We start from the raw sequence: 24191 nt of genomic DNA on the forward strand, positions 1-24191 counted from the left end.
CCGGCGTGGGCGTCCTACCAGGGGCGAACCGACCCTCCGCTCGAACTGGAGGTTGTCGGCGTGGGGGACGATGACGATCCCGTGCTGGAATTGGATTTGAGCAGCTTCTCGATCTCCTGTCGCTGTTCGTCTGTCAGGGACTGCGACGACGTCGATGTCGACGAGGATGTGGGCGACGGGCTTGCGGTTGACTGGGAGGTCGATGAGGACTGGCTGCCGTTCAGCTGCTTCTCGATGAGCTTGGTCAGACGCAGCGAGGTCGAGGCGTTGCGTTGAGCCGGTTCTCGCACGGATGGCAGCAGAACGCCTTTCATCCCCAGCACGGTCGCGAACTGCGAATCCGTTTGCTTCTGGAGCGCCAGAAGCCCGTTGAGATCCGCGTCCTTGGCCGATGCGGCGCGAAGATTCGACGTAAGGGCCTCGGCCGCGTTGGCGGACATCCGGGACCCGACCACATTGATTCCCGCCACGGTCGCCAGCGCGATGAGGGCCAGACCGAGGACGACGAGGACGGCCCGTGTCAGGAGTCCGGCGCGTGCCGGACCCCGCGTGGATGATGGATCGTGTCTCACAGAAGCCTCCTGCTGGTTCGTAGCCAGACCGTCAGCTCCCACAGCGAGACGACGAGCATAACCGCCGCGATGGGCCAGACGATGGGGGATGACGTGGTGGTGGAGCTTCGGGTCGTGCGGGTTCTCCACGACTTTCCCGTGGAGGAGGACATGGCCTGCCGTGCGGTCGCATCCTTCGTCATTATGACGCGCGTGCCGCCCATCTCATCGGCCAGGGACTCCAGTTCCTTGGTGTCCATCCGCGATGTCCCCGGTTTTCCGGTGGTTGGATCGATAACCCATTCCGGGCTTTCCGACGACGATTTTCCGCCGTCGTCGGTCGTCCTGTCCACTGAGGACACGGGTATCCGGCCGCCCTGTGTGGATCCGGTCCCCAGAACGAAGGCGTCGTCGAGATAGGCGCGCAACGATGAGTATGTTCGTCGTGTTTCGGCGCTGGTGTTTTCCCCGTCCGTGACGAGATAGAGGATTATCTCGTCATGGGGATGGCCGTCACGAATGGATTTGAGGGTGCGCAGAAGAAGATCCAGCGGGGTGTCGAGACTGGATCCGCTGGACGTCGACGTCGGCTCCACGGTCAGTCGGTCGGCCCAGTTGTCGACGGCCAGCGTGTCGGGTGTCAACGGGACGTCCACGCTGGCCGAGGATCCGAAGCTGATCGCCGAGAAGTTCGAGTCCGCGTACATGTCGGTGATGTCCTTGACGGCCGAGGACGCCGCCGATATCCTGCTCACGGATTCCGCGGAGCCATATCGGGCGTCCGTGACGGCCATGGATCCGGTCACGTCCACGGCTATCACCACGTCCGTGTTCCGGACCGCGGTCGTGGTGACGGAGACGGTCAGCGATGGGGCGACGACGGCCGCCGCCACCGCCAGGCACATGACCACGCGGCGTGCGACGGATCCGGCGGTGACGTCGGTGGGCCCGCCCCGAGATCTCCGCCACAGCACGATCTGCATGATCCCCATGGCCAGCATCGCCACGGCGATGAGGGATGCGACGGGCCAGCCCCACAATGGTGTCCATGTGATTGCGCTCATCGTCTCAGCCTTCCCGCCGTCGCCAGCCACAGGGCCATCATCACGGCCACGGCGAGGACCCACCAGGCCGGAGCGTCGATCACGGAGGCCCGCGTCAGCTCCCTGTCGTTCCGGGAACGTCTCGATTCCAGGTCGCGGACGAGATCCTGCACCGAGGATTGGGCCGTCGTCGACAGGAACGTCCCCCCGTGTCCGGTGATGAGCGTGCGCATCGTTGAGGCGTCCTCGCCGTCAAGGGTGTCCGAGGGGCCGGAGAACAATCCGTCCACCGTGATGGAGGCTTTCGACGTGATGGCGAGGGCCTCGTCCAGAGTGTAGGTGGGATCGCCGGCGGTCACGTTGTCGGTGGCCAGAAGGATCGATGCCTGCCTGCCCGTCGTCTCGGATGAGCCGGAGCCCGTGGACTGCGAGGAGGCGCTTCCGTAGACGACGCCCGGAAGCATCGAGGCGCATCCCACCAGTCCGTCGCCTATCAGCGACGTGGAGTCCTTACGGTTCTGCGTTCCGTCGAGCCAATCCGAGATCTTCTGATAGTCCTCGTCGCTCATATGGTCGATGTCGCTCTGCGATTGGACGTCCTTGAGCGTGGAGCTCGCCTCCGACAGCTCCTTCTCGACGAGATCGTAGTCGTCGGTCAGGGGGAAGACCGTACGGGACGTGGAGTTGAAGATGCTCAGACCTATGCGTTCCCCGGAGGCGTTCCTCGCCACCTCGAGGTAGGTGTCGATGACCTGGCGGTCGTAGGGCAGGGTCGATCCGGACACGTCGAGACACAGGATGATGTCACGGTTCGACGAATGGTGGATCCCCGTGCTCACCTGGGAGGGGCGGGCCAGGAGGACCACCGACAGCGCGACGACGATGGCCAGCATGGTGACGGCGAGTCGGTTGAGCCGTCTCCACCGGGTGAGGATCGCCGATCCGCGTTCGCTCTCCCAGGCTTCGGACAGATCGAACACCTGCGGATCATGCTCCGGGGGATGACGGCGGTCGGATCGGCGGTCCATGAGGCGGGCCGCCACGATGACGGCCAGCGAGAGGATGGCGGCGGCAAGGCCGACGAAGGGCCATTGGAAGGTGATCATCGATGCCACCTGTCCACGAGGGTGAGAACCCAATCGCCCGCCCGTCTGACGGTCGTCTCGCGGGCCGTCCGATCATGGCTGCGGTCGGAGAACTCCGCGGGGTACAACGCGGCGATGGTGTGTCGGAGAAGATCGATCCCTGCGGTGTCCGATGTTTTCGTTCGCAGCTGAGCGATGTCGGACAATGTTCGCGACGTCATGCTGGAGCCCGTGTTCTCCTCGGCGAATTCCCTGGCTATCCGGGCCAGCGCGGCATAGGACTCGTCGTCGGTGAGTCCTCCCTCGGCGTTCCGATCGACGACGGTCTCGACACGGGCCCTCCATGCATCTCGCTGGGAGGATCCCCGGTGGGCTCCCCGTACGGGCGCGGATCCATGTGCGGAGCGCGGTCTGGATAGGAACACCGCCGCGCACAGAAGAAAAGCCCCCAACGATAGGGACACGATAAGCGCAAGGATGAGAGGGCCGGCGGAACCGGTCTGGACGACGGAGAGATGCGACACGTCGATGGCTGAGATCATGTGCGCCTCCATGACGAGGCGTCGGCGAAGCCCGATCCGCTCCGCGAGGGCGCCAGCGCCCGGGAGACTTCATGGATGAGCCGGTCGAACATGGTCTGACTGGAATCCGCCTGCACGTGACGCGCCCCCATGTGGGTAAGCTCGCGGTCAAGCCTCGCTGACGAGTATGCCCGTCTGGCGTCGATCTCGTCGGCGGCCTCGGGATCGATCATGAACGCGGGGATTCGTCGTCCGCGGCCGTCGCTGAGCCGATACCGATGCCCGCGCAGGGGGTTCGCGGTGGAGACGCTCACCACGAGCAGCGGATGGGTGTGGGCGACGCGCGCCAGATCCTGGATGTGCTCGTCGGTTATGGCATGGGCGTCGGTGGCGATGATCACCAGCGACCGCCTGTCGGCGATGCGATTCGCGTATGACACCAGCGCGCCCACATCCCGCGGGTGGTCCCAGCCGTCCCTGAGACGCGAGTCCACGATCGCCTCGAACCGTGGAAGGGTTCCATGGAACGGCATCCGCACGATGCTGTGCGAGTCTCCGGTGACGAAGGAGATGTCGTCGAATCTGCGCAGGCTCAGAGCGGCGACGAGGCATAACGCGTTGGCCGCCACCATGAAGGCCTTCTCGCCATCGGCGCACGTCCCCGTCATCTCCCGACCCGTGTCGAGAAGCATCCATACGCGTGACGTGGCCATCCGCTCCCGTCTGACCGCCACTGGCCTTCCCATGCGGGCGCTGGCCTTCCAGTCGATCGACCGTGCCTCGTCCTCGGTCGTGTACGGTCGGATGTCCATGAAGTCGCCGTTGCCCGGGGCTCTGCCCGAGGGGTGTTCGCCCTCGAGTATTCCCAGAGCTCGATGGACCGTGGGAAGGCTTAACGAGGATCCAAGCCGCTCGATTTTTCGACGGATGGGATCGTCGTGGCTTGTGGATGGGATCATGGAACGGGAACCGCCTCGATGATCTGGTCGATGATCTGGTCCGCCGTGACCCCGTCGGCGAGCGCCTCGAAGGTGAGAAGAAGCCGGTGCCGCATGACGTCATGGGTGAAGCGGCGCACGTCCTCGGGGATGACGTAGTCGCGTCCCGACAGCAGCGCGCTTGCCTGCGCGGTGCGTATCAGGGCGATGGAGGCTCGGGGGCTCGCGCCGAGCCTGACCTTGTTCGAAAGTCCTTTGATGGGGTTCGGTCCGCCGCCGCGCGTGGTCCACGCCAGATTCACGGCGTAGGACATGATGGAGTCCGATACGTGGATCCGTCGGGACGTCGCCCTGATAAATGTGATGTCCTCTATGCTCAGCGGCTCGGTCCGGGACGACGAGGGGATGTCGGAGTCGTTGTCGCGCTCCGACAGCATCGACAGCATGGCCTTCTCGTCCTCCGGGCTCGGATAGGTCATCACGGTTTTCATCATGAAGCGATCCATCTGGGCTTCGGGGAGCGCGAAAGTTCCCTCCTCCTCGATGGGGTTCTGCGTGGCGATGACCATGAAGGGCGAGGGGAGGGGGATGCGTTCGCCCCCGATCGTCGTCGCGCCCTCGGCCATGGCCTCAAGCATCGCCGATTGCGTTTTGGCGTTGGCCCGGTTGATCTCGTCCAGAAGAACGATATTGGCGTGTATCGGTCCGATCTGGGTTACGAAGCGTTGCGAGGCGAAGTCGAATATCTGGGTGCCGACCAGATCCGATGGCATGAGGTCGGGCGTGCACTGGATCCTTTTGAAGCTTCCCGACACGGATGCCGCAAGAGTGCGTGCCGCGGTCGTCTTCGCGAGTCCGGGAACGGATTCGATAAGGATGTGCCCCCCCGCGGCCATCGTCACGATCAGGGCTTCGCGAAGGGCCTCCTGGCCGACCAGCGCGGTCGAGAAGCGGGCCCGTATTCTCTCGGCAAGGGCATTGGCATACCGCACCGAGTCGGGGGACACCGTCTGCCGCTGTGGCGTGTCGGGGTCCGTCGATTGTGCGGAGGCGGCTCTCAAAGGCATATGCGGACGTGGTGGGGGAAGCGGCATTGTGGTTGGCTCTCGTGACGAAGGGTATGGGACGGACAGTATTCTAACGGTGTGTGTGACCGTGCGCTGTGAGCTATGAGGGGAGCTCCCAGTCAACCGGCTGCGCTCCCATGGCCGCGAGCGCCTGATTCGTCCGTGAGAAGGGACGTGATCCGAAGAATCCCCGTGAGGCCGACAGGGGGCTGGGATGTGCGGATTCGATAACCGCGGCGTTGGTGAGCAGGGGCCTGAGATTGCGAGCGTTGCGACCCCAGAGTATCGCCACCAACGGGAGGGGCCGGCCCGAGGGATCCTTTCTGGCGTTGAGGGCTTCGATCGCCGTCTGGGTGATCTGCTCCCACCCTCTGCCTGATGGCTGTTGGGGCTTCCGACGCGGACGGTCAGGCATCTGTTCAGCAGCATGACGCCCTGACGCGTCCATGGCGTGAGGTCGCCGGTGGCCGGCTCGGGGACGTGGACGTCGTCGCATAGCTCGCGGAAGATGTTCGTAAGGCTCCGGGGAAGAGGCGAGACGTCCGGCGACACGCAGAAGCTCAGCCCCACGGGATGGCCGGGGGTGGGATACGGATCCTGCCCGACGATGAGGACCTTGATGGATCGGAAGGGGATCGTGAAGGCCCGCAGGATGTTCGGCGCCGCGGGAAGCCATGGCCTGCCCTGTGCGTTTTCGGCGCGCAGGAAGTCTCCCATGGCGTGGATCTGCGGCTCCACGGGCGACAGGGCCTGTGCCCAATCAGGATCGATGAGTTCGCTGAGGGGTTTGATTCTCGATGGGGTCATGGACTCCACAGTAGTATCGTCCGATATCGTGCGATCCCGTGTCCGTGGACGCCCGCCGGGCGGAGCGGCCTATCATGAGGGGTGATGACGCCGATGAGCGGGCGTCGGCATGGGCTTTGACCGGAATCGTGCGCATTCGCGTGTATATACGGTGCATGTCATCGTCGCGGTGATCCGGCGAGGGCGGCGAACCGGTAGACTACGACAGGTAGTCGCAGCGAAGGGAAGGCCATCATGGCGCGTAAGGACCGCAATAACGGCGTAATCATCGATAGGGACGCTTTCGACGATCCCCCCCAGGGGCCTGTAGGAATCCATCGCGGCAACCGCTCCCTGGGCGTGCGTATGGCCCCCGTTCTTATCTCCATCGTCGTGGCCGCGCTTGCGGGCCTTCTTGTGTGGGGCGTCTTCTCGGGTCAGATAGCTCATGTCGGCTCGCTGTTCGGTGCGGGGTCCTCCGGCTCCACCACGGTCGCGAGCGGAACCGCGTCGACGTCGACGGCTTCGACCTCGGCCTCGGCTTCGTCGTCGTCATCGTCCAGCGCGCAGGAATCCTCGACGACGGCCCAGCCATCGGAGTCGTCGACGTCCGCCACGGCCACGCAGTCGGTCGACAAGTCCACGGCCGTCCGCGTCGTCAACGCGACGGGGATCTCGGGCTATGCGGGAACCAAGGCAGGAGTCCTCCAACAGGCGGGCTACACCAGCGTCACGGCGGCCAATCCGTCCGGATCCACGCTTCCCGATCAGACCGTCGTCTGGTATCAGGACGAGGCGGACGAGGCCACGGCCAAGGATGTGGCGTCGTCCCTGGGCATCAGCGAGGTGCTTCAGCAGAGTGGCCTGAGTGCCCCGATAGTCGTGGTGCTGCTCGACTGATGGCGTGATTTACGCATCTCAGAGATTCGGCATCTCAATTAATTCATCATCTCAATTAGTGGAAATCTCGGCGTTTTATATCGAGGTGACGCTATAGTGGATTAGGCCGCGAGATGGTGAGCGCGAAATCAGTCGGACTCTTCTGTATATCTGTGCGGTGCTCTAACGAGGGATGATTGCTATGGCACAAGGTACCGTTAAGTTTTTCAATGATCAGAAGGGTTATGGTTTCATTACCCCTGATGATGGCTCGGAGGACGTGTTCGTTCACTACTCCGTCATTCAGGGTGAAGGACACAGGACGCTTCACGAGAACGACAAGGTCGAGTTCGAGTCTGAGTCGAGCCCCAAGGGTCTTCAGGCCACTTCCGTGACTCGTATCTGATTGTTTTCGGACGGTAACGGCGGGGTCCGGTTCCATAGGAACCGGACCCCGCCGTTCGTGTTGTTCAAGCCGTAAGCGCAATCGCCAAAGCGCCGGTTGGCACTCCGGTCGCTAGAGTGCTAATCTCCGAGTTAGCACTCGAGACAGGTGAGTGATAAGCCGGCAGCTGACGGTCGACCACAGCCCATCCGCCACGAGTGGAACACACACCGCAAGCCATATGTGGAGGAACGATGGCAAAAATCATTGCATACGACGAGGAAGCTCGTCAGGGAATGCTCGCGGGTCTCGACAAGCTCGCCGACACCGTGAAGGTCACGCTGGGGCCGAAGGGCCGCAACGTCGTTCTCGACAAGTCCTATGGGGCTCCCACCATCACCAACGATGGCGTGTCGATCGCCAAGGAGATCGATCTTGAGGATCCCTATGAGCGCATCGGCGCCGAACTGGTGAAGGAGGTCGCGAAGAAGACGGACGACGTCGCCGGTGATGGAACCACCACCGCGACCGTTCTGGCACAGTCGCTGGTCCATGAGGGTCTCAAGAACGTCGTGGCCGGATCCAACCCCATCGCCCTTCGTCGTGGCATCGAGAAGGCTTCGGCGGCCATCGTCAAGGAGCTCATAGCCAGCGCCAAGGACGTCGAGACCAAGGAGCAGATCGCGGCGACGGCCACGATCTCCGCTGCGGACCCCGAGGTCGGAGAGAAGATCGCCGAGGCTCTGGACAAGGTCGGGCAGGATGGCGTCGTCACGGTCGAGGACAACAACCGTTTCGGTCTGGATCTTGAGTTCACCGAGGGCATGCGCTTCGACAAGGGGTACATCGCGCCCTATTTCGTGACCAACGCCGATGAGCAGACCGCTGTTCTGGAGGATCCCTACATCCTTCTGACCTCGGGCAAGCTGTCAAGCCAGAACGATGTCGTCCATATCGCGGAGCTCGTCATGAAGACGGGCAAGCCCCTGCTGATCATCGCCGAGGACGTCGATGGGGAGGCCCTTCCCACCCTGATCCTCAACAAGATTCGCGGAACGTTCAACTCCTGCGCCGTCAAGGCCCCCGGTTTCGGCGATCGTCGCAAGGCGATGCTTCAGGACATGGCCATCCTGACCGGTGCTCAGGTCGTCTCCGATGAGCTGGGACTCAAGCTCGACTCCATCGACATGTCCGTTCTCGGAACCGCCAAGAAGGTCATCGTCTCCAAGGACGAGACCACCATCGTGTCCGGCGGCGGAGCCAAGGGCGACGTCGATGCCCGTGTGGCGCAGATTCGCGCGGAGATCGAGAACACGGACTCCGACTACGATCGCGAGAAGCTGCAGGAGCGTCTTGCCAAGCTCGCCGGTGGCGTGGCCGTCATCAAGGTCGGCGCCGCGACCGAGGTCGAGGCCAAGGAGCGCAAGCATCGCATCGAGGATGCCGTCCGCAACGCGAAGGCGGCCATCGAGGAGGGCCTGCTTCCCGGAGGCGGAGTGGCGCTGGTTCAGGCCGCGAAGAAGGCTGAGTCCGCCACCGAGATCACGACCCTGACGGACGAGGAGGCCACGGGAGCGGCCATCGTCTTCCGCGCGGTCCAGGCTCCGATCAAGCAGATCGCCGAGAACTCCGGTGTGTCCGGAGACGTGGTGCTCAACAAGGTCCGTGAGCTTCCTGAAGGACAGGGATTCAATGCGGCGACCAACGTCTACGAGGATCTTCTCTCCGCGGGCGTCGCCGACCCGGTGAAGGTGACCCGTTCCGCTCTGCAGAACGCTGCCTCCATCGCGGGTCTGTTCCTCACGACCGAGGCCGTCGTCGCCAACAAGCCGGAGCCGGCTCCCGCCGCTCCCGCTCCCAGCGCCGACATGGGCTACTGATAGGTAGCACCTGATAGGTAGCAGACCATAACGGATGATTCCATCCACGGAAGTGGGATGGAATCGTCCGGAGGTTCGTGTTGTCGAAAGGGTCCGTTGACCACGATGAATCGTGGTCAACGGACCCTTTTCCTCTTATTCTCGGGCATGCGTCCCGCTCTTTCGTCGATCCGTCCTCCGTTCCTGTCCTTCGTCGATGTACGTGCCCATGAGATGCGCGTCCATCGACGAAGAGCGGAGAGCCGCGCCGGTCCGGCGGAGGCTGCTCTGGCGTCAGGACTGCGAGAACAGCTGCGATGCCTGCGTCTCGGCGTGTGAATAGACGTCGGATGCCTGGACGAGCGCCTGCTGTATGGATTCCAGAGACCGTTCCATATGCTGCTGCGCGCTGCGCCATTGTTCGACGACCGCCGTGAATTGGGTAGCCGCGCCTCCACGCCATACGCTCTGCAGATCGGCGAGATTGGCGTACATCCCGTTGACGGCGTCTCGGATGGAGCTGATCGAGGAGTTCACGGCGGCGCTTGATGAGAGGATGTGCTCGGAATCGACTTGGTATTGTGCCATGATGGGGTCCTTTCGGGTCGGATGTTCGGTGTCGCGGCCGTACGGGCCGCTAAGGTGGACGATATGGTCAATAGCTCTCGGGCGCGTGCCCATGGCGTCGATGTGGTCGCACGCCGCAGAGATGGGGGAATCGCCGGGCTGCGCGTCATCGCGCTGATGGCGATTGCCGTGATCGTGATTATGGCGTTGGGCGTGTTGTGCATGACGGAGCGGGCGATGGCCGATGAGTCGACGCCTTCGCGGTCCTCCGATTCGTCGTCGGGTTCCGCGTCGTCGTCTGCTTCGTCGTCGTCCGATTCCGCGTCCGCATCCTTGAATGATTCGATAACCGATACGGAGAATCTTCTGGGGTCGGACTTCTCCCGGGTCAGCGATGCCATCACCGAGACGCGCAAGACCACGGGCGTCAGCGTCCGGCTGCTGTATGTCGCGCATTTCCCCGAGGGGAAGAAGACCGCCAGTTGGGCGGCCAATCTTCTTAACTCGCTGGAGCCGCCATCCAATACGGTGATGCTGGCGGTGGGTTCGGATGACGGCAGTCTGGTGGTCGCGGTGTCCTCGAATTCCGATTCATGCTGCGCAGCCAGAGCAGCGTGGACGCGTTGTCGGATGCGGCCGCCAAGCCTCTGATGTCCGAGAACGGTCGGGACTGGGCGGCGTCGGCGCTGGCTCTGATGTCTCAGATCTCCACGCTGAAGCATTCCTCCACGTCGTCCACGGCCTCGTGGATCGGAGTGGGAATCCTCATAGCCGGACTCGCCGTGCTGATCCTGGTCGCGGTGGTCGTCACGAAACGTCGTCGTCGGCGTCATGCCGCGCCGCGGCGGGCGGTCCGGGCGCGCGGAGCCGGTGGCACGAAGCGCCGGCGTTCCCGCAGTGCAGGGCGTTCCCGCAGCACAGGGCGCTCTCATGGACGGACTCCGCGACATGGACGCGCGCGCGGCCTCCATGACGACGATACCAATCCACGGAACATCGAGGTCACGGAACATCCAGAACGCATTCAGGAAACTTCCAGCGATGGGGGTGATTCTGAGAAGCATGAGCAAAACGATTGAGGCATCCATCGTGGTGGTCGACGACGAGCCGTCGATCCGTGAACTTCTTGTCGCATCCCTGCATTTCTCTGGCTTTGAGGTCAACGCCGCAGGTTCGGGGTCCGAGGCCATCAAAGTCATCGAGTCCACCCATCCCGACCTCATCGTGATGGACGTCATGCTTCCCGACATCGACGGGTTCACCGTCACCAGACGTATCCGGCAGGGGGGTGTGAACGCTCCCGTTCTTTTCCTCACCGCGCGGGATGACACGCAGGACAAGGTCATGGGCCTTACCGTGGGCGGGGATGACTACGTGACCAAGCCCTTCAGCCTCGAGGAGGTCGTCGCCAGAATAAGGGCGATACTTCGCAGGACGCAGGGGCAGGACGAGGACGACCCCATCATCCGTGTCGGCGATCTTGAGATCAACGAGGATTCGCATGACGTCTCGCGTGCGGGACAGCCCATCGACCTGAGTCCCACGGAGTACAAGCTTCTCCGATATCTGATGGACAACGAAGGCAGGGTCCTTTCCAAGGCTCAGATACTCGATCACGTATGGCAGTATGACTGGGGAGGGGACGCGGCCATAGTCGAGTCCTACATCTCCTATCTGCGCAAGAAGGTCGACGGCATCGTCGTCACGCATGAGGACGGCACCACGTCCCGCGTCGACCCTCTGATCGAGACCAAAAGGGGAATCGGCTATATGATCCGGGCGCCGAGGAGAAGCTCCGTTCAGTGAGGGAGTCCACCATGTCCGATCGTGACGTCGATCGTGACGCGCACGATTCGGGAAAAGGCGGGCGCGTGAAGAAGAACCGCGTGAAGCGGTTCGTGCTGCGCCATCTTGATGGCGTGCCCCTTGGCGTCAAGCTCGTGGCGGTCACAACGGTTCTGCTGATCATCGGGACGGCGAGCGTGTCCCTTTCCATCCGCCAGTTGGTGGGCAACTATCTCATCAACAAAACCGACACCCAGCTCGTGCAGCAGGCGGAGCTGGTCTACAACAACGTGGGTCTTCTGCGCAGCCGGGACAGCAGCCAATCGACGGCCGGTCCCACCGACTACTTCCTGCAGATGCGCAATACGTCGAACGTCATCATCGCGACGCCGCTGGTTCCCGTCCTCAAAGGCTCGGTGGTGTCCGTCCCCTCGCTTCCCCCGGACGGCAGCATGGGCACGGCCGAGCTCGGCAAGCCCTTCACCACCGCCGCGAAGGTGACGACGCCGCGCTCCACGCAGGCGGACCATGAGACGCTCCAGGCCGCCCGCGCTCCGTGGCGGGTGCTTGCGCTGCAATGGGTCGACAAGGACCAGAATGGAGACAGCAACGTCGGAGGGGTCGTCTATATAGGGCTCTCGCTAAGCGATCAGATAGACACCGTCAACACGCTCACCCGATACACCATGATGGTGGGGGCAGCCATCATCATATTGAGCGTCATCATCGCCACCGTTCTGATACAGCGCACATTGGCGCCACTCAAACGCATTGAGAAGACGGCGGCCAAAATCGCCGCGGGGGATCTGAGCGAGCGTATCCCCAGCGCGCCCGAGAACACCGAGGTGGGATCCCTCGCCGCGTCCCTGAACACCATGCTGGCCCGCATCGAGCAGAGCTTCCAAGAGCAGACCAGGACGACCGAGAAGATGAAGCGCTTCGTCTCCGACGCGAGCCACGAGCTGCGCACTCCTCTGGCCGCGATACACGGCTATGCCGAGTTGTACACGATGCAGCGCGAGCTTCCTGGTGCGTTGGAGCGGGCGGATTCCTCGATCCGTCACATCGAGGACTCCAGCACGCGGATGACGGTTCTGGTCGAGGATCTTCTGTCCCTGGCCCGCCTTGACGAGGGGCGCGGAATCGACATGACCAGCACGGTCGACCTCACGTCGGTCCTTCACGACGCCTCGGACGATCTGCACGCCCTCGACCCCGAACGCACCATCCGGACCGGCGTCATCAAGGTCGGCGCCGACGCCGCGGGGACGGTCGCGTTGGCCTTCGAGCAGGGTGGCTTTCCGGCGATATCCCTTCCGGGTGATCCTTCGCGCCTGAGACAGGTGATCACCAACATCGTGGGGAACATTCATCGATACACGCCCGCCGATTCGGATGTGGAGATCGGTCTGGGGGATCTTCCCGCCGCGATATCGCCCGACAGCTTCAGCTCGATGCCGCTGGAGGAGCGTTCCCTGAGGCGCTTCCTTGACGCCGTCGAGGTCGGGGGATCGATGCGGATCGGAACCCATTACGCCGTCATGCGCTTCATCGATCATGGCCCGGGCGTTCCTCCGGAGTCCCGGTCCCAGATATTCGAACGCTTCTATACCGCTGATCCCTCACGCGCGCGAGAGAAGGGCGGGACCGGTCTCGGGATGGCGATCGTCCTTTCGGTCGTCAAAGCCCATAGGGGCTTCATCGTGGCCACGGAATCGCCGAACGGAGGACTGACCATAACGGTTATTCTTCCCATCGCACCCGTCGCGGACGTGGGCCAGGCGGAGCGCGTCGATGATGCGACGACGCATGGCGCTGGTTCCCCGCGGAAGGATGCGGAGCCCCGGCGACGCCAGAAGCCCCATGTCCATGGCGTGAAGGATCTGGGCGGGGGAGGCGCCCCCGTGGACCGGCGTGAACGCGAGGCCGCGGATGAAGGCGGTTCCTCCAACCGGGCTCAGCCCCTTGGCCCACAGTGATTTCCTCCGCCGGGAGGGGGGCATGGAGTAGACTTGTTCCTCGGCAGGAGAATGGCCGGACGCATGGTCCGGATGCGTGGTGTGGAACGAGGTGTGTGAGGATGCCGAGTGGACGGGTTCGTTGGTATGACGCGGGCAAAGGTTACGGATTCATCGTGGATGAGTCGGGGCATGACGTGTTCATGCCTGCCGCGTCGCTGATCGACGCCACCGTTTCTCCGCGAAAGGGATCGCGGGTGGAGTTCTCGGTCGTCGATGGGCGCAAGGGGCCGCAGGCCCTTGACGTGCGCGTTCTCGGGGCGCGTCCCTCTCTGGTCAAGGCGACGCGGCCCAAGCCCGACGACATGGTCGCCATCGTCGAGGACCTTATCAAGCTTCTGGACGACGCGGGCTCCGGACTGAGACGCCATCATTATCCCGCTGCTGCTGAAAGCCGGAAGCTGGCGTCGTTGCTGCGTGCGGTCGCCGATAGTTTCGATGTGGAGGACTGACGTGATTTCTGAGGATGCGCCCATGGACCCCCGTGCCCTCGCATTGTCGACGGCCGTGGCCGTGGCGGAGGATCCGGCGCGCGTCGGGGATTTCGTCGATGTCCATTCCATGGATGATGGGGTCAGCGACTATCGCTTTGTTTGCCTGATGCCCGGATACGAGGGATGGCAATGGTCCGTGACGCTGTTCCACGATGCCGATCGTGGCGTCTGGACGGTTGACGAGTCCTCGTTGGTCCCGACGGACAAGGCCATCCTGTCCCCGGAGTGGACGCCATGGAAGGATCGCCTCAGGCCTTCCGACCTTTCCGTTACCGATGTGATGGGGACTCTCGCGGACGATCCGCGGCTGGAACCCGGCGTCCGGCAGGATGGTCCGGACGTTGATCGGGATCGGATCGAGGCCGCCTCGGTCGGGTCGACGCCGGAAGTCTCCGGTCATTCCGTGGAGGTCTCCGACGGCGGATCCATTCCCGGCTCGTCGGCGACCGTATCCGCGGACGAGGGGGATGGGATCGTCTCGGTTCCCGTAGGCACCGCATCCGCCGCTGATCAGGAGTCCGATGACGGCATGGACGATCATGCTTCGTTGACGACGGAGGATGACGCGGAGGACGATCTCGCGGAGGCGATCGACCGTTTCTCGCTGGCGCGCAACCGTGTGCTGAGTCCCCAGGGGCGTTCGCAAACGGCCGACCGGTGGTATCACGGTCCGCATGGCCCCAAGTCGATGTCAACGCGAATCGCGTCGGGTAATCCCTGTTCGACCTGCGGATTCCTTGTGCACATCCAGGGTGATCTGGGGCTTCAGTTCGGGGTGTGCGCCAATATGTGGAGTCCGGACGACGGCAGGGTCGTGTCGCTTGACCATGGATGCGGCGAGCATTCGCAGATCGAGCCCCCCGAGTCTCCGCACCTCTGGGTCCAATCGAAACCCGCATACGATGACATCCGCATCGACGTCATAGACCAGCGCCCACGTGAGGAATCGGCGCAGGTGGAGATGCTGGAGCAGATGGAGGACGGCGACGCGCAGGAGCCGTCGACTGAGGAATCCGCATCTCAGGAATCACTGCCGCAGGAATCCGCGTCCGACGACGGGCGGGAGTGAGACGACGGGCACGTGATCCGCGTGATCCGCGTGATCCGCGGGTGTGATTCCCCACACCTCCCCCTCAGCTCCCGATTCCATGTCCCCGCTCCGTTCCATGTTCTTCTTCCGCTACCGGCTCGTCCGTTGTTATGGATTGTTGCTGGTTGTTAGGGGCTTGTGGAATCGCCAGTCGGGGATCAATGGACGATCGTCGCCGAGCATTCGGAGAGGTCGACGATCCGTCGTGACACCGATCCCAGGAAATGCGCGTTGATGCCATTGAGCCCACGCGTGCCCACGACGATGTGGGATGCGTAGCGGGACGCGTCGATCAATCCCTGCGCCGCGGGGATGTGGAAGGCGTACGCCTGCACGTCGCAGTCCCGCGCGGCGTGCGCATGCGTGGCGATCTCATCGACCTTCCCCTGAACGTACCGTTGGGCCTCGTCCAGTGGCGCGACGGCCCGCTCGTATCCGGGGATCGTTCCCAGATCACGCAGTTGCCAGCACATCATGATTCGCAATGGACGATGGTGAGTCGCGGCCATGTCGGACGCGAAGTCCAGGGCTCGCAATGATGTCGTTGATCCGTCGACCCCCACCACGATCGGTTTCGAGGGGTCCGTGTCTGCCGTATCGATACCGGTGCCGGAGTCCGGGGATCCGTCTCCGGGATTTGCGGGAATGCCGTCCGGTTTCCGGGAGACCGAGGAGGTCCGCAGGGTGCGCGCGATCATCGCCCGCACGGAGGAGGTCTCATCCGATGGGGTTTTCACGATGGTGACGGGCACCTGGGCCTCCTCGGCGAGCGAGGACGACAGGGAGCCCGTAAGCCACCGCGCCACGGGGCCCAGGCTTCTTCTGCCGACGACTATCTGCTGCGCGTTGGATCCCAGCTCCAACAGCGCCGATGTTCCTGAGGCGTGCACCGAGGTGAGCGTCAGAGAGTCGCGGCTGGACTTCAGCCCTTGGGATGCGGTGTCGGCCCATTGACGCAACTGTGCGGAGATCTGCGCTCGGGCCTTGGCCCATCCGGCGTCGTCATGCGGTTCGGGCCCCATCTGCCACGAGCGTGTCCACCCGTACACGGCGTTGACCCGCCGGGACGTGAGGGAGGCCTCGCGCAAGGCCCATCGCAGCGCTGCGAATGATTCCTGCGACCCATCGACCCCCACGACGATGTCCCTATCCGGGTCCGTCCACGGATGCGCATCCGACGTCTTGCCACCATTCATCGCGTTTCCTCCTTGACGTTCCGATTGGTTTCAGCATATCCCGTCTTTGCGCAGTGAGCGCAATAGGGGATGCACCGGAAATAAAGGTCACAACGAATCGGTAGAGTGGGATGGACTGACAAGAGTGGAGGAACAAGCATGTTCGAACGGTTCACCGACCGGGCTCGGCGCGTGATCGTGCTGGCTCAGGAGGAGGCCCGCAACCTTCAGCACAACTACATCGGCACGGAGCACCTGCTTCTGGGACTGATCCGTGAGGGCGAAGGCGTGGCGGCGAAGGCCCTGGCCTCCAAGGGGGTCACTCTCGACGACACGCGCAAACAGGTCGAGGAGATGATCGGAAAGGGGAATGCGGCGCCCAACGGGCACATCCCCTTCACTCCCCATGCCCGGCAGGTGCTTGAGCTGAGTCTGCGTGAGGCCCTCCAGCTGGGGCATAGCTATATCGGCACCGAGCATATACTTCTGGGTCTGATCCGTGAGGGCGAAGGCGTGGGAACACAGGTCCTCATCAAGATGGACGTCGATCTGGGCGAGCTGCGCACGGCCACGATAGATCTCATCCGAGGCAACACCAACGGTGGGGATGATTCGTCGACCCAGGACCTGGCCAATGCCGGCGGCGTGCAGGACAAGCGCAGCCAGACGGGATCGGCCATACTGGATCAGTTCGGACGCAATCTCACCGCCGAGGCGGCGGCGGGGAAGCTGGATCCGGTTATCGGACGCAGCTCCGAGATCGAACGGGTCATGGTCGTGCTTTCGCGGCGCACCAAGAACAACCCCGTCCTCATAGGTGACCCCGGTGTGGGCAAAACCGCGGTCGTCGAGGGGCTGGCTCAGAAGATCAACGCCGGGGACGTTCCCGAGACGTTGAAGGGCAAGCAGGTCTACTCGTTGGATCTGGGATCGATGGTTGCGGGATCACGATACCGTGGAGATTTCGAGGAACGTCTCAAGAAGGTCCTCAAGGAGATCAAAACGCGCGGGGACATCGTGCTGTTCATCGACGAGATCCACACCATCGTCGGCGCGGGCAGCGCTGATGGCGCGCTTGGCGCCTCCGATATGCTCAAGCCGATGCTTGCGCGTGGCGAGCTGCAGACCATCGGGGCGACCACCACGGAGGAGTACCGCAAGTACATCGAGAAGGACGCGGCCCTGGAACGTCGCTTCCAGCCCATCCAGGTCCATGAGCCGACCATCGCCGAGACGATCGAGATCCTCAAGGGTCTTCGCAGCCGGTATGAGAACCATCATCATGTCACCATAACCGACGGTGCTCTTCAGGCGGCGGCGGAGCTCTCGTCGCGCTATATCCAGGACCGGCACCTTCCCGACAAGGCCATCGATCTGATCGACGAGGCCGGTGCCCGGCTGCGGATCAAAAGGCTCACCGCGCCTCCCGAGCTCAAGGACATCGACGACAAGATCGCCAAGGTCGCTGGGCAGAAGGATCAGGCCATCAAGGACCAGGACTTCGAGAAGGCCGCGCAGCTTCGGGACGATCAGGAGAAGCTCGAGGCCGAGCGCAAGGAGAAGGAGACGTCCTGGCGGCAGGGCGAGTCGAACGTCAGCATGGTTGTCGATGAGGACGTCATCGCCGAGGTCGTCTCCAGTACCACGGGCATTCCGGTCTTCAAGCTCACGCAGGCGGAGTCCAAGAAGCTGCTGAGCATGGAGTCGGTGCTTCACAAGCGCATCATCGGACAGGACGAGGCGGTCTCCGCATTGTCCCGCTCCATTCGACGCACGCGTGTCGGGCTCAAGGATCCCAAGCGGCCGGCGGGTTCCTTCATTTTCGCGGGACCCACGGGCGTGGGCAAAACGGAGCTCGCCAAGGCTTTGGCCGATTTTCTGTTCGATGACGAGGACGCCCTCATCCGCGTGGATATGTCCGAGTTCTCGGAGAAGTACGCTGCATCGAGACTGTTCGGCGCGCCTCCGGGATACGTCGGCTACGAGGAAGGCGGCGAGCTCACCGAGAAGGTCCGGCGCAAGCCGTTCTCGGTGGTTCTTTTCGACGAGATCGAGAAGGCCCATCCCGACATATTCAACACGCTTCTTCAGGTGCTGGACGACGGGCATCTCACCGATGGACAGGGTCGCAAGGTCGACTTCAAGAACACCATCATCATCCTCACGACCAATCTGGGGACGCGGGACATCGCGAAGGCCGCCAACACGGGCTTCAATCTGGGCACGAACACCGAGAACAGCTACCAGCGCATGCGCGATCAGGTTTCCAGCGAGCTGAAAAGACAGTTCCGTCCCGAGTTCCTCAACAGGCTGGACGACATCATCGTCTTCAGGCAGCTCACCGAGCCCCAGGTCCGCCAGATCGTCGACCTTGACGTCAACCAGCTCAACGACCGTCTTTTCGAGCGGCATATGTCCATCGAGCTCACCGAGTCCGCCAAGGACCTTCTGGCCCAAAAGGGATTCGATCCGCTTCTGGGCGCTCGTCCTCTGCGGCGCGTGATACAGCGCGACATCGAGGATGCCATATCCGAGAAAATCCTTATGGGCGAGCTCCATGATGGCCAGAAGGTCCTTGTGGATGCCGTTGGTGAGGGGATACTGGGCGAGTTCACATTCGCCGGTGCTGATTTCACGCGGGATGATGAGGATGGCGGCACACCCAAGGATGCCGCGGAGGGCAAGGACGGCGTGGAAGGCCATGTCCAAGGTACGGATCACGCAGGGGACTCGCCTGAGGGCACGTCCGCGCCGCTGGTCGCGTCCGGCGTGTCGGCTTCGGAGGGCGGTTCCACGTCCTCGCCGGCATCCGGGCAGGATGGCCGACTGGAGTGAAACTCCGCGGGGCGTCCTCCGATCGTGAGACCGAGAGGGCGCCCCGCGGCGCGCGGAGGGACGCCAACCACTGCGTTCAATCGCTTTCGGGGGAGAGATGGGCGCGTGGGAGAGATGAGCGGGGTCTCAAGGATTCACGGTGTACGCGACTTCCGATGCCTGTGTCCCCGTGGTTGTGCAATGACACCATACCCATAACACCATGACGATGGCGGTGGGGGATATCCGTCCCCCACCGCCATCGCCCTACTATCTTTGATGCGCCGATCGTCTGCCGCGTCCTACCTCACCGCGTTGAGCCACTGCTCCTTGGTGGCCTTCTCGGCCTCGAGCTTGGCTTTGACGGCAGGATCCGACTCGTTCGTGATGGCCGCCTCGAGCTCGGTGAGCCTATCCCGCAGCTGCTGCTCGAAGCTGGATTTGCGAGCATCGGCCTCGGGATCGGCGCTTTTCCACGCTGCCTCCTCCACGGCCTTGATCTGCCGGTCCACGGCATCGAGGCGCCCCTCGATGCGGCGGATGTCCTCGCGGGGAACGTATCCTATCTCATCCCACTTCTCCTGAATGTCCGCCAGGGACTTGCGGGCCTTCTTGGCGGCGGCCTCGTCGGCCACGGGGACAAGCGCCTCGGCCTGGGCCAGAAGTGCCTCTTTCTTGGCCAGATTCTCATGCTCCGATGAGGACGTCTGCTCCCTGTCGCTCTGGCGGGCATTGAAGAAGGTATCGGCCGCCTCGCGGAACCTGGCCCATAGGGCGTCATCCTCGGTGCGTCCGGCGCGACCGGCCTTCTTCCACCGGTCCATCAGCTCATTGAATCGACGCGAGGTCTCCCCCCACTGTGTGGAATCCTTGAGCGACTCGGCTTCGGCGATGATCTGCTCCTTGGCGGCTTTGGCCCGGGAGCGTTCCGCGTCACGTTCCTGAGCCCATTTCCTCCGGCCCTGGTTGAACGTCGTCCGAGCTGATGAGAAACGCTTCCACAGCGCGTCGGCGTCCGTCTTGTCGATGCGAACGGAGGTGCGCTGATGCTGCTGCCATTCCTCGAACAGCTCGCGGAATTTGTCCGCCGTCTGCCGCCAGTTTGTGGACGATCCCAGTGATTGCGCGAGTTGCTCGGCTCTCTCCACTATGGCCGTGCGCTCAGCGATCGCCTTGGCCATCGCCTCCTTGCGCGCGGCGGCCATCTCGTCCTTCCGCTCCTTCGCGCGCGTGGTGAGATGGTCGTATTGCTCTCTCAGCGCCGTGAGATTCCCCACGACGGCAGGCTCGCGAACCTCCTCGCCAAGCAGCGTGGTCGACTCGTCGATCTCATGCGGCTTGATCGCGGTGGTCTCGAGTCGGGTGGCGAATAGGTCGAGCTTCGCCTTGAGATCGAGGAATCGACGCGCATACAGGGAAAGCGCCTCCTGGGGCGTTTCGGCATCGGGGAACTGCCCGACGGGTCGTTCGGCGTCACCGTCCTTGACGTATACGGTCCCATCGTCGGCGACACGCCCGAACTTCTCCGCCTCGGATATCTGGTCGTCCGAGTAGTCGGCCGACGGCGAGGCCGTCGACGGGGACTTCGTCGACAACGACGCCGGGGAGGGGATGTGGTGATGGCCCTTGCCGGCCAGGGCCGCGGGTGATGGCACGGAGGTCGCCGAAGGATGCTTCTGCGCCGTCGCAGGCTCCTTCTTGTCGGGGACGTCGGCTGTTGATTCGGGGGTGACGGGTTCGTCGGCCATGACCAGCTCCTTACAAGCGTGTGCGATGAAGGTCGCGGGACGCCGGGGCGCCATTTCCGCAACCTCACCTATTATAAGGAACCGTGGCAAAAGGCGCATCAATATCAGGATTTCCCGAGTGGCTCCCCTCCGAGCGGGTCGTCGAGCAGAAGGTCATCGACACCGTGCGGGAGGTTTTCGAGCTCAACGGGTTCATAGGAATCGAGACGCGTGCGGTGGAAACCGGCGCGAGTCTGCTGAAGAAAGGCGAGACGAGCAAGGAGATATACCTTCTTTCCCGGCTGCAGGAGGTGGGGGCCGAGAACGACACACCGGTGGCGGATCGGCTTGGACTGCATTTCGATCTGACGGTCCCGCTGAGCCGGTACGTCGTGGAGAACTCCGGATCGTTGACGTTCCCCTTCAAACGATGGCAGATCCAGAAGGTCTGGCGCGGCGAGCGCCCGCAGGAGGGGCGGTTCCGCGAATTCGTCCAGGCCGACATCGACGTGGTGGGCAATGGCGACCTGCCCGCGCATTACGAGGTCGAGCTTCCCCTGGTGATGGTCTCCGCTCTGGAGAGGCTCCGGCCTCTGGGACTTCCCCAGGCCACGGTCCACGCCAATAACCGCAGGCTGTCGGAGGGTTTCTACCGGGCTTTGGGACTAACCGACGTGGAGGGCGTCCTTCGGGAGATCGACAAGCTGGACAAGATCGGCGCGGCGGAGGTCTTGGCGTTGCTCGTCGCGGAGTGCGGGGCCACTGAGGACCAGGCGCGTGGCTGCCTGGATCTGGCCTCGCTCACGGCCACCGATGGCGATGGTCTGAGAAGCGGGTTCGAGGCGTTGTGCGCACGCTATGGCATCGAATCGGGAACGGCGGAGCATGGCATGGCCCTGGAGGGTCTTGACGCCCTGGCGATGGTCGTCGACGGCGCCGCGCGTATCCGCCCGGGATCGGTTGTGGCCGACCTGAAGATCGCCCGTGGTCTGGATTACTACACCGGATCGGTGTACGAGACCTTCCTTGATGGCGCGGAGCAGCTGGGATCCATTTGCTCCGGCGGACGGTACGACAACCTCGCCTCCCAGGGCGCGAGGAGATACCCCGGCGTGGGGCTGTCCATCGGATTGTCGCGTCTCGTCTCGTACATGCTGCACACGGCCGGAGCCCATGCGTCGCGCATCTCGCCGGCAGCGGTGATGGTCGCCGTGTGGGACGAGTCCTCGCGCGACGCGTCCAACGCGATAGCCCAGACGCTGAGATCGCGCGGCATCGCGGCGGATGTGTCGCCCAAGGCCTCCAAGCTGGGCAAGCAGATCCATTATGCGGACAGGCTCGGCATACCCTACGTGTGGTTTCCCGCCGCCGCCGCCGCGGATGGCGGAGACCGGGACGAGGTCCGCGACATCGTCACGGGGGACCAGCGGGAGGCCGACGTCACGTCGTGGTGCCCGGATACTGTGGTGGCCCGGCAAACCATCACGCTGGAACGGTGAGAACACCGTCACGGAGCGGTTCGGCCGCCCCGCGCGGATGACAGCAAGCGCACGGAACGTTGACGTGGCCGAGTGCCCGTCACAAGGAGCAGAGGAAGCAAGGCAATGGGCCAGACGGCATACAGAACACACCATGCCACCGAGGTGACCGAGGAGCTTATCGGCCGGAAGGTGACGCTCGCGGGTTGGGTCGACAGGCGTCGCGACCATGGTGGCGTCGCGTTCATCGATCTGCGTGACTCCAGCGGTCTGGTGCAGATCGTGATCTACGACGAGGAGGTCGCGCGTCCGCTGCGCAGCGAGTTCGTCATCCAGGTCGTCGGCGAGGTGCGCGCCCGTCCGGATGGCAATGAGAACGACCATCTCGCCACGGGGAGGATTGAGGTCGTCGTAGAGAACCTCACCGTTCTCGCCAAGGCCGACGCGCTGCCGTTCCAGGTCTCCACCGCCTTGGAGAACGAGTCCGAGAACCGCCTTCCCGGTGAGGACGTCCGCCTGCGGTACCGCTATCTGGATCTGCGTCGACCCTCCATGCAGCGCAACCTCAAACTCCGGTCCGATATGACGAAGGCCGCCCGGCACGCTTTGGAAGACATGGACTTCACCGAGGTCGAGACGCCGACGTTCATCAAATCCACGCCGGAGGGCGCGCGTGATTTCGTCGTTCCCGCTCGTCTTGTGCCGGGCTCCTGGTATGCGCTTCCGCAGTCCCCCCAGCTTCTCAAGCAGCTGCTCATGGTCGGCGGCGTGGAGCGCTACTATCAGCTGGCGCGCTGCTATCGCGACGAGGATTTCCGGGCCGATCGCCAGCCCGAGTTCACGCAGCTCGACATGGAGATGAGCTACGTGGGGCAGGAGGACGTCATCGCGATGGCCGAGAAGGTCATCGCCTCGATCTGGGCCTCTCGTGGATATGAGGTGACGCTTCCGATCCCCCGGATCACCTGGCAGGATGCGATGGATCTGTACGGGTCGGACAAACCGGATCTGCGGTTCGGCAATCCTCTGGTGGAACTGACCGAATATTTCCATGACACGCCGTTCCGCGTGTTTCAGGCGCCCTACGTCGGGGCGGTCGTCTTCAAGGGAGGGGCCGCGACGCCGCGGCGCCAATTCGACGCCTGGCAGGACTGGGCGCGGCAGCGTGGGGCCAAGGGGCTGGCATATGTCATCTTCGCCGAGGATGGCGAGCTCAAGGGACCGGTGGCCAAGAACCTTTCGCAGGAGGAACGCGACGGACTGCGCGAGGCGGTCCATGCCGAGCCCGGTGACGCGGTGTTCTTCGCCGCCGGAGCGCGCGAATCCTCGCAGCTGCTGCTCGGTGCGGTCCGTGTGGAGCTGGCCCGTCGCGCCGGACTGCTGCGTCCCGACGACTTCGCCTTCACCTGGGTCGTCGATTTCCCGTTGTTCAAGCGGACGGACGATCCGGATGACGACGACGTGGCGGTGGGGCATTCGCAGTGGACGTCCATGCACCATCCCTTCACCATGCCATCCGCCGAGTGGATAGACTCCTTCGACAGGGATCCGGAGCATGCGATGAGCGACTCGTACGACATCGTCTGCAACGGCGAGGAGATGGGCGGAGGATCCGTCCGTATCCATCGCGACGACATCCAGGACCGTGTGCTCGACGTTCTGGGGATCGACAGGGCGGAGGCCCAGGAGAAGTTCGGTTTCCTGCTGGAGGCCTTCAAATACGGCGCTCCGCCGCATGCGGGTATCGCCCTCGGATGGGACCGCACCGTCTCCATCCTCGCCGGCGCCGATTCCATCCGTGACGTCATAGCCTTCCCCAAGGCCGGAGGCGGTCGTGATCCCCTCACCGGGGCCCCGGCGCCGATTTCCGATCAGCAGCGCGCCGAGACCGGCGTCGACTACGATCCCGATGAGGACGAGGACTGACGA

General features: G+C 63.6%; 20 protein-coding genes and 1 pseudogene. 11 read left to right on the forward strand and 10 right to left on the reverse strand.

Annotated features, from left to right (window positions below; translation table 11 throughout):
- Positions 1–14 precede the first annotated feature (14 nt).
- The 7 genes and pseudogenes from BMIN_RS05570 to BMIN_RS05600 form a co-directional block, all read right to left on the reverse strand.
- Positions 15–572, reverse strand: coding sequence for a DUF6466 family protein (locus BMIN_RS05570; protein ID WP_022860495.1), 558 nt, complete (start codon positions 570–572; stop codon positions 15–17).
- Positions 569–1615: a vWA domain-containing protein gene (locus BMIN_RS05575; RefSeq protein WP_022860496.1), complete on the reverse strand. Its 1047-nt coding sequence runs from the start codon at positions 1613–1615 to the stop codon at positions 569–571. The genes BMIN_RS05570 and BMIN_RS05575 overlap by 4 nt, the downstream gene beginning before the upstream one ends.
- Positions 1612–2700 (reverse strand): vWA domain-containing protein, encoded by a 1089-nt coding sequence (locus BMIN_RS05580; RefSeq protein WP_022860497.1) that lies wholly within the window; start codon positions 2698–2700, stop codon positions 1612–1614. Before BMIN_RS05580 ends, BMIN_RS05575 begins: the two co-directional genes overlap by 4 nt.
- On the reverse strand, positions 2697–3221 hold the full coding sequence (locus BMIN_RS05585) for a hypothetical protein (protein ID WP_022860498.1): 525 nt from the start codon (positions 3219–3221) through the stop codon (positions 2697–2699). The genes BMIN_RS05580 and BMIN_RS05585 overlap by 4 nt, the downstream gene beginning before the upstream one ends.
- Positions 3218–4159 carry a DUF58 domain-containing protein gene (locus tag BMIN_RS05590; protein WP_022860499.1) on the reverse strand — a complete coding sequence of 314 codons (942 nt, stop codon included), beginning with the start codon at positions 4157–4159 and terminating at the stop codon, positions 3218–3220. The genes BMIN_RS05585 and BMIN_RS05590 overlap by 4 nt, the downstream gene beginning before the upstream one ends.
- A complete protein-coding gene (locus BMIN_RS05595) occupies positions 4156–5232 on the reverse strand; it encodes an AAA family ATPase (protein ID WP_026647290.1) in 1077 nt (358 codons plus the stop codon). Before BMIN_RS05595 ends, BMIN_RS05590 begins: the two co-directional genes overlap by 4 nt.
- Positions 5233–5305: 73 nt before the next feature.
- Positions 5306–6012, reverse strand: a pseudogene (locus tag BMIN_RS05600) (uracil-DNA glycosylase).
- A 234-nt stretch (positions 6013–6246) separates the two neighbouring features.
- On the opposite strand from BMIN_RS05600, the gene BMIN_RS05605 reads away from it, so the two are divergent.
- From BMIN_RS05605 to groL, 3 genes are all read left to right on the forward strand, one after another.
- Positions 6247–6891 carry a LytR C-terminal domain-containing protein gene (locus tag BMIN_RS05605; protein ID WP_022860503.1) on the forward strand — a complete coding sequence of 215 codons (645 nt, stop codon included), beginning with the start codon at positions 6247–6249 and terminating at the stop codon, positions 6889–6891.
- A gap of 181 nt (positions 6892–7072) precedes the next feature.
- Positions 7073–7276, forward strand: coding sequence for a cold-shock protein (locus BMIN_RS05610; protein WP_026647291.1), 204 nt, complete (start codon positions 7073–7075; stop codon positions 7274–7276).
- A 233-nt stretch (positions 7277–7509) separates the two neighbouring features.
- Positions 7510–9135, forward strand: a complete 1626-nt coding sequence (gene groL / locus BMIN_RS05615) for a chaperonin GroEL (RefSeq protein WP_022860505.1) — start codon at positions 7510–7512, stop codon at positions 9133–9135.
- Positions 9136–9408: 273 nt separating this feature from the next.
- Here groL and BMIN_RS05620 read toward each other — a convergent pair whose 3' ends face one another.
- Complete coding sequence (locus tag BMIN_RS05620) at positions 9409–9702, reverse strand: WXG100 family type VII secretion target (RefSeq protein ID WP_022860506.1); 294 nt, start codon at positions 9700–9702, stop codon at positions 9409–9411.
- A gap of 63 nt (positions 9703–9765) precedes the next feature.
- On the opposite strand from BMIN_RS05620, the gene BMIN_RS08080 reads away from it, so the two are divergent.
- The 5 genes from BMIN_RS08080 to BMIN_RS05645 all read left to right on the forward strand — a co-directional run bounded on the left by BMIN_RS08080 (position 9766) and on the right by BMIN_RS05645 (position 15047).
- Positions 9766–10332 (forward strand): hypothetical protein, encoded by a 567-nt coding sequence (locus BMIN_RS08080; RefSeq protein WP_051913496.1) that lies wholly within the window; start codon positions 9766–9768, stop codon positions 10330–10332.
- A gap of 411 nt (positions 10333–10743) precedes the next feature.
- Positions 10744–11487, forward strand: a complete 744-nt coding sequence (locus BMIN_RS05630; RefSeq protein ID WP_022860508.1) for a response regulator transcription factor — start codon at positions 10744–10746, stop codon at positions 11485–11487.
- A gap of 11 nt (positions 11488–11498) precedes the next feature.
- The gene (locus BMIN_RS05635; protein WP_081647957.1) at positions 11499–13445 is read left to right on the forward strand and encodes a sensor histidine kinase; all 1947 of its coding nucleotides are present in this window, start codon (positions 11499–11501) and stop codon (positions 13443–13445) included.
- Positions 13446–13546: 101 nt separating this feature from the next.
- Positions 13547–13936: a cold-shock protein gene (locus BMIN_RS05640; protein WP_022860510.1), complete on the forward strand. Its 390-nt coding sequence runs from the start codon at positions 13547–13549 to the stop codon at positions 13934–13936.
- A gap of 1 nt (position 13937) precedes the next feature.
- Entirely contained in the window at positions 13938–15047 is a 1110-nt protein-coding gene (locus BMIN_RS05645) for a DUF3027 domain-containing protein (RefSeq protein WP_238565630.1), read from the forward strand.
- A 179-nt stretch (positions 15048–15226) separates the two neighbouring features.
- On the opposite strand, the gene BMIN_RS05650 is transcribed toward BMIN_RS05645, so the two are convergent.
- Positions 15227–16264, reverse strand: a complete 1038-nt coding sequence (locus tag BMIN_RS05650) for a universal stress protein (protein ID WP_022860512.1) — start codon at positions 16262–16264, stop codon at positions 15227–15229.
- Positions 16265–16402: 138 nt separating this feature from the next.
- Between BMIN_RS05650 and BMIN_RS05655 the strand changes: the two genes are divergently transcribed.
- The gene (locus BMIN_RS05655; protein ID WP_022860513.1) at positions 16403–19078 is read left to right on the forward strand and encodes an ATP-dependent Clp protease ATP-binding subunit; all 2676 of its coding nucleotides are present in this window, start codon (positions 16403–16405) and stop codon (positions 19076–19078) included.
- Between the two features lie 281 nt (positions 19079–19359).
- Here BMIN_RS05655 and BMIN_RS05660 read toward each other — a convergent pair whose 3' ends face one another.
- Complete coding sequence (locus tag BMIN_RS05660; RefSeq protein WP_022860514.1) at positions 19360–20805, reverse strand: DUF349 domain-containing protein; 1446 nt, start codon at positions 20803–20805, stop codon at positions 19360–19362.
- Between the two features lie 83 nt (positions 20806–20888).
- Here BMIN_RS05660 and hisS point away from each other — a divergent pair, with 83 nt between their 5' ends.
- Positions 20889–22283 (forward strand): histidine--tRNA ligase, encoded by a 1395-nt coding sequence (hisS, locus tag BMIN_RS05665; RefSeq protein ID WP_022860515.1) that lies wholly within the window; start codon positions 20889–20891, stop codon positions 22281–22283.
- 105 nt (positions 22284–22388) lie between these two features.
- Complete coding sequence (gene aspS, locus BMIN_RS05670) at positions 22389–24188, forward strand: aspartate--tRNA ligase (protein ID WP_022860516.1); 1800 nt, start codon at positions 22389–22391, stop codon at positions 24186–24188.
- Positions 24189–24191: the final 3 nt, after the last annotated feature.

This window comes from Bifidobacterium minimum, from assembly GCF_000741645.1.
Lineage (GTDB): Bacteria > Actinomycetota > Actinomycetes > Actinomycetales > Bifidobacteriaceae > Bifidobacterium > Bifidobacterium minimum.

Excerpts from the sequence above, each read along its gene's own strand:
- BMIN_RS05575 (WP_022860496.1), bottom strand. The coding sequence starts at position 1,615 with ATGAGCGCAATCACATGGACACCATTGTGGGGCTGGCCCGTCGCATCC.
- BMIN_RS05580 (WP_022860497.1), bottom strand. The coding sequence starts at position 2,700 with ATGATCACCTTCCAATGGCCCTTCGTCGGCCTTGCCGCCGCCATCCTC.
- BMIN_RS05585 (WP_022860498.1), bottom strand. The coding sequence starts at position 3,221 with ATGATCTCAGCCATCGACGTGTCGCATCTCTCCGTCGTCCAGACCGGT.
- BMIN_RS05590 (WP_022860499.1), bottom strand. The coding sequence starts at position 4,159 with ATGATCCCATCCACAAGCCACGACGATCCCATCCGTCGAAAAATCGAG.
- BMIN_RS05595 (WP_026647290.1), bottom strand. The coding sequence starts at position 5,232 with ATGCCGCTTCCCCCACCACGTCCGCATATGCCTTTGAGAGCCGCCTCC.
- BMIN_RS05605 (WP_022860503.1), top strand. The coding sequence starts at position 6,247 with ATGGCGCGTAAGGACCGCAATAACGGCGTAATCATCGATAGGGACGCT.
- BMIN_RS05610 (WP_026647291.1), top strand. The coding sequence starts at position 7,073 with ATGGCACAAGGTACCGTTAAGTTTTTCAATGATCAGAAGGGTTATGGT.
- groL (WP_022860505.1), top strand. The coding sequence starts at position 7,510 with ATGGCAAAAATCATTGCATACGACGAGGAAGCTCGTCAGGGAATGCTC.
- BMIN_RS05620 (WP_022860506.1), bottom strand. The coding sequence starts at position 9,702 with ATGGCACAATACCAAGTCGATTCCGAGCACATCCTCTCATCAAGCGCC.
- BMIN_RS08080 (WP_051913496.1), top strand. The coding sequence starts at position 9,766 with ATGGTCAATAGCTCTCGGGCGCGTGCCCATGGCGTCGATGTGGTCGCA.
- BMIN_RS05630 (WP_022860508.1), top strand. The coding sequence starts at position 10,744 with ATGAGCAAAACGATTGAGGCATCCATCGTGGTGGTCGACGACGAGCCG.
- BMIN_RS05635 (WP_081647957.1), top strand. The coding sequence starts at position 11,499 with ATGTCCGATCGTGACGTCGATCGTGACGCGCACGATTCGGGAAAAGGC.
- BMIN_RS05640 (WP_022860510.1), top strand. The coding sequence starts at position 13,547 with ATGCCGAGTGGACGGGTTCGTTGGTATGACGCGGGCAAAGGTTACGGA.
- BMIN_RS05650 (WP_022860512.1), bottom strand. The coding sequence starts at position 16,264 with ATGAATGGTGGCAAGACGTCGGATGCGCATCCGTGGACGGACCCGGAT.
- BMIN_RS05655 (WP_022860513.1), top strand. The coding sequence starts at position 16,403 with ATGTTCGAACGGTTCACCGACCGGGCTCGGCGCGTGATCGTGCTGGCT.
- BMIN_RS05660 (WP_022860514.1), bottom strand. The coding sequence starts at position 20,805 with ATGGCCGACGAACCCGTCACCCCCGAATCAACAGCCGACGTCCCCGAC.
- aspS (WP_022860516.1), top strand. The coding sequence starts at position 22,389 with ATGGGCCAGACGGCATACAGAACACACCATGCCACCGAGGTGACCGAG.